The sequence below is a fragment of the Streptomyces sp. NBC_00483 genome (genome assembly GCF_036013745.1).
Classification (GTDB): domain Bacteria; phylum Actinomycetota; class Actinomycetes; order Streptomycetales; family Streptomycetaceae; genus Streptomyces.
On the sequence record NZ_CP107880.1, the window covers coordinates 4,085,599 to 4,101,167 of the forward strand.

Consider the following 15,569-nt stretch of genomic DNA (forward strand, 5'->3'; position numbering starts at 1 on the left):
GGCTCCACCCTGCGCCTCACCCTCCGCGCGCCGACCCTTACTTGCGCCGGCTCCCCGAGCCGCCGCTCCGGCGGCCGTCCGGCCACAGGCGAGGTTTGCGCTTCGCGGCCAGGTCCTCGACCCAGCCGGTGGCGACGATCGCGAGGCCGATGAGCGGCCAGATGAGGACGAACGACCAGAGCATGTACGTCGAGTCCAGCGCCGAGCTCAACTTGTCGTCCATGAACGGCAGTTCGTAGAGCAGGTCGATCAGCGGGAACGTCGCCATGATGAGCAGGTTGTGCCACAGGTAGATCGTGACGGCCCTGTTGTTGGCCAACGTCACCAGGCGGTCCCAGCGGGCGAGCCGGCCCGGCAGCTGCTGCCAGGACGGCGCGTACTGGAGCAGGATGACGACGAATCCGAGGGACCAGGTCGCCTGGGCCAGCGGGATCTCGTTCAGATCCCAGCCCTCTTCGGACAGGTGGCCCGAGGCCCACCACAGGCCGAAGCCCATGAGTAGCGCGGCGCCGGACACCGCGGCGTAGCGCGGCACCTTCTGCAGCACGCCCTCCTGGTGCGCGAAGCCGAGGACCCAGCAGCTGCCGTACACGGCGAAGTCGGTGACGGCCTCCCCTGTACGGCCGGGGATCTCCACCAGGCCCGTGCCGATCACGGCCGTGAGGGCGAGCGGCGCGCACAGCGTCGCCCACGGCAGCTTGCGGAACGCCTTGAGCAGCAGCGGGGACGCGAGCACGAACCACATGTAGGCGCGCAGGTACCAGAGCGGGCCGATGCCCTGCTCGGCCCACGTGGTCTCCAGGAAGCCGGGCGGGTTGGCGATCTCCCACGGGTAGGCGGGGGCGCCGATCGGGATCACGTAGTTGACGATGCCGAGCCAGCCCCAGGCGCCGCCGCCGGTGTCGGGGTCCTTGCCCGGGTTCCAGCCGCCGATGAAAAGGAGTGGCAGCACCAGCGCGCTGAACAGCCACATCGGCGGGAGGAGGCGCCGCAGCCGCCCTCGTACGACGCTCAGCGCGGGCCTGCTCAGGGAGCGCGCCATCAGCGATCCGGCGAGCGCGAACATCACGCCCATGGACGGGAAGACGACCGAGAGCCAGACCCAGCCGAACAGGTGGTAGGCGATGACCCGGACGAGCGCGACGGACCGCAGCAGGTCGAGATAGCGGTCCCGGCCGGGCTTCTTGGGCGCTGGGGCCGCCTCCGGCGGCGGGCCCTCCGCCTCCGGCAGCGGGCTGGTGGCTTCGGCCCGCTGGAGTACTTCAGGGAACCGGGCGGTCGCCTCGGCCGCCACTCCCCCGGTGGCCACCGCGTCGGTGAGCACCGGGCCGCCGCCGGGTCCGCGGGGCGGCGTCGCGCCGGTCCTGGCGGGCGGCACGGCCGGCCATCCGGCCTCGGAGACGCCCAGGGTTCGGCCGTGTTCCGGCTTGGCGAACCAACTTCCCTGCGCCGAGGGCTCGTCCACGCCCTCGCCGTTCCCGCCGTTCGTCGGATGCGTCATGCCACCGGCCTCCGCTCGTCACCGGAGACGGAGCTCGTCCGCTGGTGCGGCACCCGGCCGCCGGGCCCTGCGCCCACCACGCCGGTGCGGCGCAGCTTCTGCCAGCGCAGCCGGCCGCCGGTGAGCGCGGTGATCCAGGACTGGAGCAGCACGACGTACATCAGCTGCCGGTACAGGAGTTGCTGGAGCGGGAGGGATATCAGGTGCGTCATGCGTTCCTTGTCGAGCCGGAAGGCGTACGCGGCGCAGATCGCCTGGATCGCGAGCACGCCGAACCAGGCGCCGACGGTCTTCTCCGTGGGGCCGAACACGAGCCCGTAGAGGAGGAAGATGTCGATCAGCGGCGCGAGCAGCGGGGCCAGCACCATGAAGAGCGAGACCAGCGGGAGGCCGACGCGGCCGAAGCGTCCCGAGGGGCCGCGGTCGACCAGGGCCCTGCGGTGCTTCCAGATGGCCTGCATCGTCCCGTACGACCAGCGGTAGCGCTGCGACCACAGCTGCTGGACGGTCTCCGGGGCCTCGGTCCAGGCCCGCGCCTTCTCGGCGTAGACGACGCGCCAGCCGTCGCGGTGCAGCGCCATCGTGACGTCGGTGTCCTCGGCGAGCGTGTCGTCGCTCATCCCGCCGACGCGCTCCAGGGCGCTGCGGCGGAAGGCACCGACCGCGCCGGGGATCGTCGGCATGCAGCGCAGGATGTCGTACATGCGGCGGTCGAGGTTGAAGCCCATCACGTACTCGATGTGCTGCCACGCGCCGATCAGCGAGTCCCGGTTGCCCACCTTCGCGTTGCCCGCGACGGCGCCGACGCCCGGGTCGCCGAACGGCTGGACCAGCTCGCGCACGGTGGCCGGTTCGAAGACGGTGTCGCCGTCCATCATCACGACGAGGTCGAACCGGGCGTTGGCCAGGCCTCTGTTGAGGGCCGCGGGCTTGCCCGCGTTGTGCTGACGTACGACGCGGACGCCGGGCAGCCGCATGTTCTCCACGATGCGCGCGGTGCCGTCCGTCGACCCGTCGTCGATCACGACGACCTCGATGGGGTGCTCGCTCAGCGTCAGCGAACGGACCGTGTTCTCAATGCACTTGGCCTCGTTGAAGGCCGGTACGAGGACGGAGACCGGCTCGGTGACCTGGGGGCCCCATGCGAAGCCCTTGCGGCGCACCCGGCGCGCGTGCACCGCGGACAGGATCAGCATCAGGCCGAAGCGGGACATGACGAGGACGCCGATGACGGCGAGGCCGACGACGAGGACGCCCGTGATGTTGTCCGAGGCCCCCACCGCGTAGACCCACGCCTTGCCCTTCCACAGCTCGACGCCGCTGACGGGCGTGTGCGCGCCGGGCATGCCGAGGGCCTCGGTGAGACTGGCGAACTTGTAGCCCTCGCCCTGGAGTCCGGGCAGGAAGCGGTCGAGCGCGGCGACGGTCTGCGAGCGGTTGCCGCCGGAGTCGTGCATCAGGACGATCGCGCCCTTGCCGTCCTTGGGCGTGGCACGGCGGATGATCTCGTCGACGCCGGGGCGCTTCCAGTCCTCGCTGTCCGTGTTGTTGACGACCGTGATGTAGCCGCGCGAGCCGATGTACTTGGTCACCGGCCACGACGCGTCGTCCATCGCGTCGGCGAACGAGGAGTACGGCGGCCGGAACAGGGAGGTGCGCACGCCTGCCGCGCCTTCGAGCGCCAGCTGGTTCTGCGACAGCTCCCAGTCGATCCGCTTCTTCGACTGGTAGGAGAGATCGGGGTGGTTGAAGGTGTGCAGGCCGACCTCGTGCCCCTCGTCCACCATGCGGCGCACCAGGTCGGGATAGCGCGAGGCCATGGTGCCGGTGACGAAGAAGACGGCGTGCGCGTCGTGCTTCTTGAGGACGTCGAGGACCTTCGGGGTCCACTCCGGGTCGGGGCCGTCGTCGAAGGTGAGCACCAGTTGGTGCTTGCCTATGGAACGGCTGGTCTCCTGGCCGCCCCTGGTGTCGATGACGGGCCCGCCGTCGAGGATCTTCTCCGGCACCTTGTCGGTGGCCGCCTCGGGGCGGATGCGGTGGTCGGCGAGGATCTCGCTGTGGACGTAGCCGCGCAGCATCAGCATCGTGATCATCGCGACGAGCAGGAGCGAGGGCAGCAGATAGCGCAGCGGAAGGCGGCGCCTGCGGGCACCGACCCGTGCGTGGCGTGAGCGGTCGGACATCTACAGGACGCTGCTTTCCAGGGACGGGACAAGGCTGCCCAGAGGCTGGACAAGGCTGTCCAGGGGCTGGACGAGGGGCGCCACGAGCAGCTGTACGAGGCCGCCTTCGGCGAGGGTTTCCGAGCCGTCGGTCCCGGGACCCCCTGCGGGGTCGCTCACGGTGTCGTCCGGCGGCGTCGTCGGGTCGGTCGGCTCGGACGGGTCCGTCGACGGCTCGTCGCTGTCGGCCGGGCCTGACGGATCGACGGGCGGTGTCGTCTTGCCGCCCGTCGGCCTGCCGGACGGCGAGGTCCCGGTGGACGGCTTCCCGGAGGCGCTGTCCCCGGCCGACGGCGACGCACTCGCGCCGGGCGCGGCGGAGGCGCCCGGCACGGCGCTGCCGGTGACGCTCGACTCCGGGGTGGCACCCGGAGACTGCGCCGTCGACGTCGACGGAGTGGGCTCGGACGACCTGGTGCCGACCTTGCCCGCGCCCTTGCCCTCGGCGGGCATCGGCAGCCACGGCGCGTCGGAGTTGCCGGAGAAGACGGTGACCACGATGACAACCGCGTAGACCGCGATGGCCAGGCCCGCGGCCACCCCGAAACGGCGGAAATTGCGGCCGCGCCGCCCCGAGTCGTCGACGAAGACGGGGAGTTCCTTGTCGTCGGCGCCTTCTCGGCCCGCCCGACCCTCACCGCCGCCTGCGCCGCTCCCGCCCTCGCCCGGTCTCACGCCGACCGGACCGCCCAACTGACGCCCTGAGACGTCGAGTTGAACCGTCACCTCGTGCGGGTCATGGGTCGGCCCCGACAGGCCGTCTTCTCGCGAGTTCTCCACCGTACGCACATCCCCCCAAGGACACGTTCATGAGTGCGCGGGCGACGGTGGGGCTTTCGCCGGTCGAACCGGGCCCCCACCCGATCCGAGCGCCCCCACTATCACATCGCACCCAAACCCAGAATGTAGCGCACACCAGTGACACCCACGCACACACCTCATTCACGACTCAACATAATCTGCACATCTGTGGCTGGAATCCACGCCTCCGCGGGGCGTTCAAGCCATCCGTTCTCCGCCGCGACGGCGGTCGCGGCGGCCCGAAGTGCCGCGATTCCGGGGTGTTTACGCCCCTTTCGCCACACGAGTGACACGGGTGACAGTGGCACGGGGTCGACGAGCGGTCGCAGCACCGAACCCGGCATGGCCGGAAAATCCACTCCGGTGAGGACCGGATTTCGATACTTGTCCATGATCCGCCGAAACTCCTTCTTGCCGATGGCGAGCGGCGCCGGCGGCGCGACACGGATGCCCCGGCCCTCGAACAACTGCCGGGCCAGATCGGTCCATTCGGGTGTGCGGGGGTTGCCGGCGCCCGCGTAGACCGACTCACCGGCCAGAAGGCCAAGGGGCACGGCGTCGAGCGCCGCCAGCGGATGGTCGTCGGGCAGCATGATCGCCATCGGCTCGTAGCGCACGGGCTGTTGGGAGAGCCGCGCGCGCACGGCCGGGTCGAGCCCGGCGAACCGGCCGAAGGACACATCGAGCCGCCCGGCCAGGAGTTCGGCGGCGGCGCCGGTCAGGCCGCTCTCGTAGCGGGCCATCAGCTCGTGGTCCGGGGCGAGTTCACGGGCGCGCGCGAGCACCCGCTCGTGCGCGAGACCCGGGCTGTTGATGTCGACGAGCAGCGGCCTGTCGGTGGCGGCGGGCCCGGTGAAGGCCGTGAGCAGCTCGTCCTGCGCCGCGATCACGCGCCGCGCGTGCGGCAGCAGCCGGGCCCCGTCCGTGGTGAGCGTCACCTGCCGGGTGGTGCGGCCGAAGAGGTCGACGCCCAACTCCCGCTCCAGGCGCCGGATATCGCGGCTGAGCGCCTGCTGGGCGACGTAGAGCCGGGCGGCGGCGCGGGTGAAGTGCAGCTCGTCGGCGACGGCGAGGAAGGCGCGCAGCAGGCGGGGTTCGACGTTCGCTGGAGGCATCGGGCGAACTTACAACGCAGGCGCGTGAAAATTAACAACACAGGGGCGTGAATCGGCACCGAGTAAGTGTTGGACCCCGCACGTGACCTGCGGCGACGCTCTTCGCATGCCCACTGCTCCCACGTCCACCGGCTCCACCTCCGCCGCTCCCACGTCCACCGGCTCCCCGCCCTCCTCCGCCACGTCCTACACCCGACTGTTCGCCATCCCCGGCGCCCGCGCCTTCACCCTCGGCAACCTCATCGCCCGCTTCCCGCAAGGGATGTTCAGCATCAGCGCGGTGATCATGATCTCCGGCTCGCGCGGCTCGTACGCACTCGCGGGCGCCGTCACCGCCACAGGTCTGGTCGCCAACGCGCTCGTCGGACCGTGGACGGCCCGCCTCGTGGACCGCCACGGCCAGGCGCGGATCGCGGTCCCGGCCACCGTCATATCGGCCTGCGGCTCGCTCGCCCTGCTCCTGTGCGTGCACTTCGGGGCGCCCAACTGGACGTTGTTCGCCGCCTACTTGGCGTCCGCGACGACCCCCAACACGGGCGGCCTGTCCCGGGCCCGCTGGGCGCACCTCCTTAAGGAGACCCCGGACGCCCTGCACACGGCGAACTCCTTCGAGCAGGCGGCGGACGAGCTCTGCTACATGCTCGGCCCCGTAGCGGCCGCCTTCCTGTGCGGCTCGCTGTTCCCGGAGGCGGGCACCCTGGTCAGCGTCGTGCTCATGGTGACCGGCGTACTGATCTTCGCCGCGCAACGGGCGACGGAACCGCCGCCCCACGCGCGTACGAAGGCGACGAAAACGCCGCTACGCGCGCGTGGCATGCCGCCTCTGCTGCTCGCCTTCCTCGCCACGGGCGCGATCTTCGGCTCGCTCGAAGTGGTCACCGTCGCCTTCGCCGACGCGCAGGGCCACAAGGTGTGGGCGGGCGGCATCCTGGCGCTCCAGGCGGCGGGCTCCTGCGCCGCGGGCCTGGCCTACGGGGCGTGGCGACCGGCGGGCCCGGCGGCCCGCCGCCATCCGCTCTGCGTGGCGGCGATGGCGGCCCTGATGACGCTGCCCCTGCTCGCCGCCTGGCTCACGGGCTCCCTGTACGTCCTCGGGGGCGCGCTCCTTGTCGCGGGCATGGCCACGGCACCGACGATGGTGACCGGCATGACCCTGGTCCAACAGCGCACGCCCACCGGCCAGTTGAACGAGGGCATGACGCTCGCCGTGACCGGCATCCTCACGGGCATCGCCTGCGGCTCCGCGACGGGCGGCGCCGCGGTGGAGCACTGGGGCCCCACCGCGGCGTACACGGTGCCGGTCACGGCGGCGGCGTGCGCGCTACTGCTGGCGCTGTACGCGTACGTACGGTCCGCCCGCCAGGGATCCCGCTAAGGGATCCCGCTAGAGGCTCAGCATGTGGCCGGCTTGCGCCACGAGCACTCCAGGTCGCCGTCCCGCTCGGCGGCCGGCACGGCGCGCGTGGACTTCGGCACGGCGGCCGTCGCCTCCTTCGAGGTCGACTTCGCGAGGGTCACGACGATGGCGTCCTCGAGCGGCTTCACGGAGTCGACGAGGTAGTTGTTCTGGACGACGCTGTAGACGAGCAGCCGCCCGTCGGCATCCTTCACGTACCCGGACAGCGCCGACGCGCCCGTCAACGACCCGGTTTTCCCCCGGGCGTTGAGAGCGGCGGGCGTGTCGCACATCCGGCTCCGCAGCGTCCCGCCGACGAACCGGTCCGGGTCGCAGGCCACGGGCAGCGACTTGTACCAGTCGGCGTACCAGGGCTCGTCCTGTACGGAGAGGAGGAGGTCGGCGAGCTGCCGGGCGGCGAAGTTGTCCTTGCGCGAGAGCCCGGACCCGTCGACCTGCCGCAGCTTGCTGGCGTCGACCCCGGCGCCCTTCAGATAGTCGGCGACGGCGTCGATGCCGTCACCCCAACTCCCGGGCCTTCCGGTCGCCTTGTACCCCATGGCCTTGGTGAGGGACTCGGCGTGCATGTTGTTGGAGAGCTTCATGAACGGGATCAGCAGGTCCTTCAGGGGCATGGACTCGTGCGCGGCGAGCCGCTTCGCGCCCGCGGGCGTGGCCCGCCCCAGCTTGGTGGACCCGCCGACCTTCACCCCGTGCGCGGTGAGCGCGTCCCGGAACACGGAGGCCGCGTACCCGGTCGGCTCCCACACGGTCACCCACTCCTTGGTGGTGTCACCGCCCACCGGCACGGTGCCGCTCACGGAGATGGTGTTGGTCCCGTGCCGCCGCTCGACGGCGACGGTGTCGTCTCCCCCGGCCCCAACGGTGGACGCCCGCATGTCGATGTGCACGTAGCGGTTCTTCGGCGTGACGCTGACGGCCGGCTTGTCCCCCGCCTTGGCGCCGGGCTTCACCTCGACGATGACGGTCCCGGTGTCGTAGTCGGTGTCCGGGGCGACGCTGAGGGCCGAGATCTGGGCGGCGTAGTACGAGGACTCGTCGTCGCCGCCCCAGGTGTCACCGATCCGGTGGTCGTCGAACCGGGTGTCGTCGGCGACCAGCCGCCCGCTGACCCGCTTCACACCGGCCGCGGCGACGTCGGCGGCGAGCTTGTCGTAGTCGGCGGCGAGGGTGGTCGGGTCCCCGGTGCCGCGCAGATACAGGTCCCCGTCGAGCACCCCGCTCCGCACCCGCCCACCGGCGAGCACGTCCGTGCCGAACCGGTAGTCGGGGCCGAGGACCCCCATCGCCGCGGTGGAGGTGGCGAGCTTCGTGTTGGAGGCGGGCATCAGCCGCCCGGTCGGATTGTGCTGGTACAGGGTCTCCCCGGTCTTCGCGTCGGCCACGACGACACTCGCCGCGCCGCCCTCCATCCGCGCGTCCCCGAGAATCGTGTCGATCGCCTCCGGCAGCCCACTGGGGGTGGAATCGGCGCCGGCGGGCGCTCCCCAACTCAGCGTGGCGGCAACGACGACGGCTACGGCGGGCAGGGCCCATCTCGATCCCTTACGTCTCCTCATGCCACAGGAGCATCCCGGAAGCGCAGGGTCCCGCCAAGACCCACAACTGAGCCAACGACAAAGGCCCGACTGTGTGAACAGTCGGGCCCGTATCGCATGGGATGAAACGATGGTGGAGATGGCGGGAATCGAACCCGCGTCCAACGGTGCAGCAGCAGGGCTTCTCCGTGCGCAGTTCGCTTCGATTTTCTCGGCCCCGGTGATCACGCGAACAAGTCGCCGACGGGCCCAGCCACTGTTTGATTTCCTTTTCCGCCCCGTGGCCGGACGGAAAAGTTTAGTTCCCTAGATTATGCCAGGATCCGGGTCGGGAACACTCCCGGGCTGACACCCTTTTAGGGTCCTTCAGTCGCTGTTATTAGGCAGCGAGGGCGAAGGACTGGGAATCGCTCTTAGAATTGGCGATTATTGGTTGCGACATATGGTTAACGAGATCATTGCCGCTTCCTCGACACGCTTCCCCTGCTTCGACATCCGCTGTCGAAACCGATCATCCCCATGTTGTTTTTTCAAGGTGGGCCTTGCGACCCGTGGATCTCTCGATCCGGCGTCCCTGCGTGAGGAACAACCCCATCGTACGTGACCAACGTACGACGATGCCAGCGTATTCCTGACGGACGGGCGTCAGCCCATCCGCTCGTTGTTCCGCTGCCGCCGCTTCGCCGACGCGATCGCCCGGTCCGAGTCCCGCCGGTCCTGCTTCTCGCGCAGCGTCTGCCGCTTGTCGTACTCCTTCTTGCCCTTGGCGAGCGCGATCTCGGCCTTCGCCCGGCCGTCCTTGAAGTAGATCGCCAGGGTCACGATCGTGTGACCGGTCTCCTCGGACTTCGACTCCAGCTTGTCGATCTCTTCGCGGTGCAGCAGCAGCTTGCGCTTGCGGCGCACCGCGTGGTTCGTCCACGTGCCCTGGTTGTACTCGGGGATGTGGGCGTTGTGCAGCCAGGCCTCGCCCCGGTCGATCTGGACGAAGGCGTCGGCCAGCGAGGTGCGGCCCTGCCGCAGTGACTTGACCTCCGTGCCGGTCAGCACGATGCCGGCCTCGTAGGTGTCCATGATCAGGTAGTCGTGGCGCGCCTTCTTGTTCTGCGCGACCATCTTGCGCTTGCCGTCCTTCTTCTCGGACGACGCCCCCTTGCCCTGCTTGGGCTGGGACTCCTTCGGTACATACATTGCCTTGGCCATAGTGCTGGCCATTTTCGCACTACGAGGGGGCCCCGAGGCCAGTCAATACTGTCTCCGCCCGCCGCAGGGTGTCCGCCTCGGTCTCCAGATCGGGGGTGATGCCCCGGCCGTCGACCGCGCGGCCCGAGGGTGTGCGGTAGTGCCCGACGGTGAGCTCCGCCACGGAGCCGTCGGGCAGTCGGCTCGGCATCTGGACCGAGCCCTTGCCGAAGGTCCTGGAGCCCACGACGACCGCGCGGCCGCGGTCCTGCAGGGCGCCGGTGAGCAGCTCGGCCGCGCTCATCGTCCCGCTGTCGACGAGCACGACCACCGGTCTGGACGTGTCGGCCCCTCGCTGTGCGTGCAGGGCCCGCTGCGCCCCGCGTACGTCGTACGTCGCCACGAGCCCGCCGTCGAGGAACGCGGAGGACGCCCTGACCGCCTCGGTGACCAGGCCGCCTGAGTTGCCCCGCAGGTCGAGCACGACGCCCGCGCGCGCGGGTGCCGCGGCGACCGCCGTGCGCACCTGGTCGCCGACGCCCTTCGTGAAAGCGCTCACCTTCACGAGCGCCGCGCCGTCGGGCAGCTGCGCGGAGGTGACGGAGTCGGTCGACAGGTTGGCGCGGCGCAGGGTCTCGCTCCACGCGCGCGTACCGCGCTGCAGGCCTACGTGGACGGGCGTGCCCGCGTGCTTGCCCCGCAGGAGCGCGAGGACCTCGGTGACGGGGTGACCGGTGACCGGCTCGCCGTCGATCGCCGCGATCCGGTCGCCCTCACGGATGCCGGCGCGCTGCGCGGGCGATCCCTGCCGGACCTTGGAGACCTGCACCGATCCGTCGGCGGTGCGGCGGGCCCGCAGGCCGATGCCGGTGTACTCGCCGTCGAGGGACTGCTCGAACTCCTCGTACTCGCCTCGCGAGTAGACGGAGCCCCAGCGGTCGCCGCTGCGGCTGACGGCGTCCTGGGCGGCCTTCGTGGGCGACTTCCCGTCGGCCATCGCCTCGGCCGCCGCGTCGCTCGGATCGGTCGGTCCCGCGATCGGCTTCTCGTGCGCGGCGACGAGCGAACTGTCCGCGTTCTCCGTGGGTTTTCGGTGCTCCTCCGGCCAGGAGCCGGTCGCGGCGCCCGCCGCGAGGACCGTCATGAAGATCAATGTCAGGGTCGCCCCGCGGCCGATACGGCGGGGCGTGGAGTACAGCTCCGGACCTGACATGTCGGTGAGTCTAGGACAACCAAGGGCGTCGTACGGGCCGTTGACCCGCACGACGCCCCGTGGCGCGAAGGACTCTCGTCACACCTTCAGGTACTTGCGCAACGCGACGAACGCGGCAAGCGCCGGCATCAGCACACTCACGGCGAGAATCAGCGGCAGTTTCGTCAACACCGAGTCCCAGCCGATGAAGTTGATGAGCTGCAGCTTGTCGGAGAGGGCCACGCCGTTGTCGATCACGAAGTACTGGCCGGCCGCGAGGAACACACAGGCGATGCCGCCGCCGATGAGTCCGGCGACCGCGGCCTCCATGATGAACGGCGCCTGGATGTAGAAGCCGGACGCGCCGACGAGCCGCATGATGCCGGTCTCGCGCCGGCGGCTGAACGCGGACACCCGGACGGTGTTCACGATCAGCAGCAGCGCGACGACGAGCATCACCGCCATCACCGCGCTGGCCGCGTAGTTCAGGTAGCCGAGCAGCCGGAAGAGGTTGTCGAGCACGCCCTTCTGGTCCTGCACGGACTGAACGCCGGGCCGCCCGTTGAACGCGGTCGCGATGACGTTGTACTTCTCCGGGTCCTTCAGCTTGATCCGGTACGACTCCTGGAGCTGGTCCGGCGTGAGCGAGCTGGCCAGCGGGGAGTCGCCGAACTGCTCCTTGTAGTGCTTGTACGCCTGGTCCTGCGATTCGTGCGCCACGGACTGGACGACGGGCAGCTTGTCGAGGTCCCGCTGGATCTCGTTCTTCTGCTCGGTCGTGACCGGGCCCTTGGCGCAGTTCGGGTCGGAGTCGGCGTCTCCCTTGTTGCACAGGAAGATCGAGACGTTGACCTTGTCGTACCAGTAGCCCTTCATCTGGTTGACCTGGTCGCTCATGAGCAGCGAGCCGCCGAACAGGGCGAGCGAGAGGGCAACCGAGATGATCACGGCGAAGGTCATCGTCAGGTTACGGCGGAGGCCTACGCCGATCTCCGACAGAACGAATTGGGCACGCATAGCGTCACTAACGCCTTTCGCAGCTTTCTTTCTCGGTACTTCTCGCGGTTCTCAGTGCTGGTATCCGTACACGCCGCGCGACTGGTCGCGCACGAGGCGGCCGTGCTCCAGCTCGATGACGCGCTTGCGCATCTGGTCCACGATGTTCTGGTCGTGGGTCGCCATGATCACGGTGGTGCCCGTCCGGTTGATCCGGTCGAGCAGCTTCATGATGCCGACCGAGGTCTGCGGGTCGAGGTTGCCGGTCGGCTCGTCCGCGATCAGCAGCTTGGGCCGGTTGACGAAGGCCCGCGCGATGGCGACGCGCTGCTGCTCACCACCGGAGAGCTCGCCGGGCATGCGGTCGTCCTTGCCGCCGAGGCCGACGAGGTCGAGGACCTGCGGCACGGACTTGCGGATCTCACCGCGGGACTTGCCGATGACCTCTTGGGCGAAGGCGACGTTTTCACCGACCGTCTTGTTGGGCAGGAGTCGGAAGTCCTGGAAGACCGTGCCGAGCTGGCGGCGGATCTGCGGGACCTTCCAGTTGGATACGCGGCCGAGGTCCTTGCCCAGGACGTGCACCTGGCCGTGGCTGGCCCGCTCCTCGCGCAGCACGAGGCGCAGGAACGTCGACTTGCCGGAGCCGGACGAGCCGACCAGGAAGACGAACTCACCACGCTCGACCTCCAGGGAGACATCCCTGAGGGCGGGCCGGGTCTGCTTGGGATAGACCTTGGAGACGTTGTCGAATCGGATCACGGGTGCACCACGGGTAGCCGGAGGTAGGTGTGCGTGACCATACGCGAAGCCGCGCACAGAGCGCAGGCGCCGTCCCTCGTTGAGCGTTTTGTCCCGCTGTGATGCCGCATACGGCGCCGGAATTGTCCGCCCCGTACCTGGTCAGAGGCGGTACTTCCAGGGGGACGCGCCGAATTTCCGGGAAGCTGGCACAGTGGTAGGGGGAACGGTTGCGTTTCCCGGAGCGTTGAGCGGAGAGAACCCAGGGGTGCCCGGTGGCAAGCTCCGCCGCGCGGGAGGAGGAGAAGCGCATGACCTACGACCGATTGGTGTGCGCGAACTGTGCGGCCCCGGTGAGCGAGGGCCGCTGCCCGGTGTGCCGGGCGAATCGCGAGCGGCTCCAGCAGCAGAACCCGCTGGCCGCGCTCAGCCCCATGGCGCTGGTCGCCCTGGTGGCGGTGCTCGTGGCCGCGATGGCGCTCCTCGCGCATCAGACGGTGTAGCCGCCGCACACAGACATGCAAAAGGGCCCGGAGCCGATCGGCTCCGGGCCCTTTGCTTGTGCGTAGTGCTACGCGGCGGCGCCGCCGCGGTTGTTCGCGAGTCGCGGCAGGAGTCGGAAGCCGACACCGCCCGCGATCATCGTGGCCGCACCGATCACCAGGAACGTGGTGCCGGAGGAACCGGTCTCGGCGAGCTCACCGGTGGCCTTGGCATTGCCGGAGCCCGAGCCGGTCTGCTCGACGGGAGCGGAACCGGTGTCCTGCAGGCTGTCCTTGCCCTGGCCCTGCTCGACGGGGCTGTTGTTGCCGTCGGGGTTGGTGTTGTCGCCACCGCCGGTGGACGAGCCACCGGTGCTGGAGCCGCCGCCCGTGGAGTCGTCGCCACCGGTGGACGAGCCACTGGTGCCGTTGCCACCCGAGTTGCCGTTGCCGCCCGAGTTGCCGTTGCCACCCGAGTTGCCGTTGCCACCCGAGTTGCCGTTACCACCGGTGGAGTCGTCGCCGCCGGTCGTGGCACCGCCGGTGGAGTCGTCACCGCCCGTCGTGGCGCCACCGGTGGAGTCGTCGCCACCGGTCGTGGCGCCACCGTTGGTGTTGCCCTCGGTGACGCCGGCGACGCCACCGTTGGTGTTGCCCTCGGACACACCGGCGACGCCGCCGTTGGTGTTGCCCTCGGTCACACCGGCGATGCCGTTGCCCGGGTCCTCACCCTCGTCGCCGCCGTCCGCGCCGTCGTCCTCGGTGGGCCAGCAAATAAGGCCGAGCGGGCCGCAGGTCTCGCCGCTCTTCTCGTCAACGGTGGCGGCGGATGCCGCACCCGCGGCGGTCAGCGAGGCACCGGCCGCAATTACCGCGCCGGCCGCTATCCGCGCAACGCGGATCCGCGTCTTCTTGGTCATCTGTCTGCTACCCCCAGTAGCCAATCGTCAGTGGAGCAGCGCCAGGGACCGCGTTCAACCGGAGACAACAGAGGCCTCGTTCACCCCTCCCCCGTTCACACGCGTCCCACTAATACGCATGCCGCGCGCCAGCCTTTCCACTTTTGGGATCAACGTCAAGGGCGTTGCGCACGTTATGTCCACACTTGGGCGGAGTTGACCGCCATACGAACATGTGACTGTGACGTAAATGCCAGGTCAGTCTTCACAAGTGCGGCACATTTGAAGTTCGGTGCGGGCAAAAACGAAAGGCAACTGCCGCTCGTCGAACGGCAGTTGCCTCTAATTCGTTGAATCCCGGAGTTACTTCTCCTGCTGCTTGCGCCAGCGAATTCCGGCCTCGATGAAGCCGTCGATCTCGCCGTCGAGAACGGCCTGCGGGTTGCCGACCTCGAACTCCGTACGCAGGTCCTTGACCATCTGGTACGGGTGCAGGACGTACGAACGCATCTGGTTGCCCCAGGAGCTGCCGCCGTCGCCCTTGAGGGCGTCCATCTTGGCGCGCTCCTCCTGGCGCTGGCGCTCGAGGAGCTTGGCCTGCAGAACGTTCATGGCCGTGGCCTTGTTCTGGATCTGCGAGCGCTCGTTCTGGCAGGAGACCACGATGCCGGTGGGGAGGTGCGTCAGACGGACCGCGGAGTCCGTCGTGTTGACGCCCTGGCCGCCGGGGCCCGAGGAGCGGTACACGTCGATGCGCAGCTCGGACTCGTCGATCTCGACGTGGTCGGTCTGCTCGACGACGGGGAGCACCTCGACGCCCGCGAAGGACGTCTGGCGACGGCCCTGGTTGTCGAACGGCGAGATGCGCACCAGGCGGTGCGTGCCCTGCTCGACGGAGAGCGTCCCGTAGGCGTACGGGACCTGGACGGCGAAGGTGGTCGACTTGATGCCGGCCTCTTCCGCGTACGAGGTCTCGTAGACGTCGGTCTTGTAGCCGTGGCGCTCGGCCCAGCGCAGGTACATGCGCTGCAGCTGCTCGGCGAAGTCCGCGGCGTCGACGCCGCCGGCCTCCGCACGGATGTTGACCAGCGCCTCGCGCGCGTCGTACTCGCCGGACAGGAGGGTGCGGACCTCCATCTCGTCCAGCGCCTTCTTCACGCCCTTGAGCTCGGACTCGGCCTCGGCACGGGTGTCCGGGTCGTCCTCCTCCTCGGCCATCTCGAACAGCACGCCGAGATCGTCGAGACGGCTGCGCAGCGCCTCGGCCTTGCGAACCTCCGCCTGGAGGTGGCTCAGCTTGCTGGTGATCTTCTGCGCCGCCTCAGGGTCGTCCCAGAGGGACGGCGCGGCCGCCTGCTCCTCGAGAACGGCGATATCTGCCCTCAGCTTGTCGAGGTCCAGGACGGCCTCGATCGACTCCATGGTCGAGGAGAGGGACTTCAGCTCTTCGGATACATCGACGACTGCCACAAGACCAGCC

13 protein-coding genes and 1 other RNA gene are annotated in these 15,569 nt (G+C 69.5%); 2 read left to right on the plus strand and 12 right to left on the minus strand.

Annotated elements, in window-relative coordinates; all coding sequences use genetic code 11:
• Window positions 1-37 precede the first annotated feature (37 nt).
• From OHA73_RS18060 to OHA73_RS18075, 4 genes are all read right to left on the minus strand, one after another.
• Window positions 38-1,501, minus strand: coding sequence for an acyltransferase family protein (locus tag OHA73_RS18060; RefSeq protein ID WP_266710872.1), 1,464 nt, complete (start codon window positions 1,499-1,501; stop codon window positions 38-40).
• Window positions 1,498-3,687, minus strand: coding sequence for a glycosyltransferase (locus OHA73_RS18065; RefSeq protein WP_266710874.1), 2,190 nt, complete (start codon window positions 3,685-3,687; stop codon window positions 1,498-1,500). The genes OHA73_RS18060 and OHA73_RS18065 overlap by 4 nt, the downstream gene beginning before the upstream one ends.
• A complete protein-coding gene (locus OHA73_RS18070) occupies window positions 3,688-4,506 on the minus strand; it encodes a hypothetical protein (protein ID WP_266710876.1) in 819 nt (272 codons plus the stop codon).
• Window positions 4,507-4,664: 158 nt separating this feature from the next.
• On the minus strand, window positions 4,665-5,642 hold the full coding sequence (locus OHA73_RS18075) for a LysR family transcriptional regulator (protein WP_327655544.1): 978 nt from the start codon (window positions 5,640-5,642) through the stop codon (window positions 4,665-4,667).
• 106 nt (window positions 5,643-5,748) lie between these two features.
• On the opposite strand from OHA73_RS18075, the gene OHA73_RS18080 reads away from it, so the two are divergent.
• Entirely contained in the window at window positions 5,749-7,017 is a 1,269-nt protein-coding gene (locus OHA73_RS18080; RefSeq protein ID WP_327655545.1) for an MFS transporter, read from the plus strand.
• A 17-nt stretch (window positions 7,018-7,034) separates the two neighbouring features.
• On the opposite strand, the gene dacB is transcribed toward OHA73_RS18080, so the two are convergent.
• From dacB to ftsE, 6 genes are all read right to left on the minus strand, one after another.
• On the minus strand, window positions 7,035-8,618 hold the full coding sequence (gene dacB / locus OHA73_RS18085) for a D-alanyl-D-alanine carboxypeptidase/D-alanyl-D-alanine endopeptidase (RefSeq protein WP_327655546.1): 1,584 nt from the start codon (window positions 8,616-8,618) through the stop codon (window positions 7,035-7,037).
• Between the two features lie 110 nt (window positions 8,619-8,728).
• Window positions 8,729-9,116: a transfer-messenger RNA gene (gene ssrA, locus OHA73_RS18090) on the minus strand.
• A 126-nt stretch (window positions 9,117-9,242) separates the two neighbouring features.
• Window positions 9,243-9,788 (minus strand): SsrA-binding protein SmpB, encoded by a 546-nt coding sequence (gene smpB / locus OHA73_RS18095; protein ID WP_266718643.1) that lies wholly within the window; start codon window positions 9,786-9,788, stop codon window positions 9,243-9,245.
• 31 nt (window positions 9,789-9,819) lie between these two features.
• Window positions 9,820-10,992, minus strand: coding sequence for a S41 family peptidase (locus tag OHA73_RS18100; protein WP_327655547.1), 1,173 nt, complete (start codon window positions 10,990-10,992; stop codon window positions 9,820-9,822).
• A gap of 78 nt (window positions 10,993-11,070) precedes the next feature.
• On the minus strand, window positions 11,071-11,988 hold the full coding sequence (gene ftsX, locus OHA73_RS18105) for a permease-like cell division protein FtsX (protein ID WP_267070256.1): 918 nt from the start codon (window positions 11,986-11,988) through the stop codon (window positions 11,071-11,073).
• Between the two features lie 51 nt (window positions 11,989-12,039).
• Window positions 12,040-12,729 (minus strand): cell division ATP-binding protein FtsE, encoded by a 690-nt coding sequence (ftsE, locus tag OHA73_RS18110; RefSeq protein WP_266710884.1) that lies wholly within the window; start codon window positions 12,727-12,729, stop codon window positions 12,040-12,042.
• A gap of 290 nt (window positions 12,730-13,019) precedes the next feature.
• On the opposite strand from ftsE, the gene OHA73_RS18115 reads away from it, so the two are divergent.
• Window positions 13,020-13,211: a hypothetical protein gene (locus OHA73_RS18115; protein ID WP_266710885.1), complete on the plus strand. Its 192-nt coding sequence runs from the start codon at window positions 13,020-13,022 to the stop codon at window positions 13,209-13,211.
• A 68-nt stretch (window positions 13,212-13,279) separates the two neighbouring features.
• Here the strand turns inward: OHA73_RS18115 and OHA73_RS18120 are convergent, their stop codons facing one another.
• Window positions 13,280-14,110: a hypothetical protein gene (locus OHA73_RS18120; protein ID WP_327655548.1), complete on the minus strand. Its 831-nt coding sequence runs from the start codon at window positions 14,108-14,110 to the stop codon at window positions 13,280-13,282.
• A 342-nt stretch (window positions 14,111-14,452) separates the two neighbouring features.
• Entirely contained in the window at window positions 14,453-15,559 is a 1,107-nt protein-coding gene (prfB, locus tag OHA73_RS18125) for a peptide chain release factor 2 (RefSeq protein WP_266710887.1), read from the minus strand.
• Between the last annotated feature and the right edge of the window lie 10 nt (window positions 15,560-15,569).

Coding starts and splice junctions, on each gene's coding strand:
- OHA73_RS18060 (WP_266710872.1), bottom strand. CDS start 1,501: ATGACGCATCCGACGAACGGCGGGAACGGCGAGGGCGTGGACGAGCCC.
- OHA73_RS18065 (WP_266710874.1), bottom strand. CDS start 3,687: ATGTCCGACCGCTCACGCCACGCACGGGTCGGTGCCCGCAGGCGCCGC.
- OHA73_RS18075 (WP_327655544.1), bottom strand. CDS start 5,642: ATGCCTCCAGCGAACGTCGAACCCCGCCTGCTGCGCGCCTTCCTCGCC.
- OHA73_RS18080 (WP_327655545.1), top strand. CDS start 5,749: ATGCCCACTGCTCCCACGTCCACCGGCTCCACCTCCGCCGCTCCCACG.
- dacB (WP_327655546.1), bottom strand. CDS start 8,618: ATGAGGAGACGTAAGGGATCGAGATGGGCCCTGCCCGCCGTAGCCGTC.
- smpB (WP_266718643.1), bottom strand. CDS start 9,788: ATGTATGTACCGAAGGAGTCCCAGCCCAAGCAGGGCAAGGGGGCGTCG.
- OHA73_RS18100 (WP_327655547.1), bottom strand. CDS start 10,992: ATGTCAGGTCCGGAGCTGTACTCCACGCCCCGCCGTATCGGCCGCGGG.
- ftsX (WP_267070256.1), bottom strand. CDS start 11,988: ATGCGTGCCCAATTCGTTCTGTCGGAGATCGGCGTAGGCCTCCGCCGT.
- OHA73_RS18115 (WP_266710885.1), top strand. CDS start 13,020: ATGACCTACGACCGATTGGTGTGCGCGAACTGTGCGGCCCCGGTGAGC.
- OHA73_RS18120 (WP_327655548.1), bottom strand. CDS start 14,110: ATGACCAAGAAGACGCGGATCCGCGTTGCGCGGATAGCGGCCGGCGCG.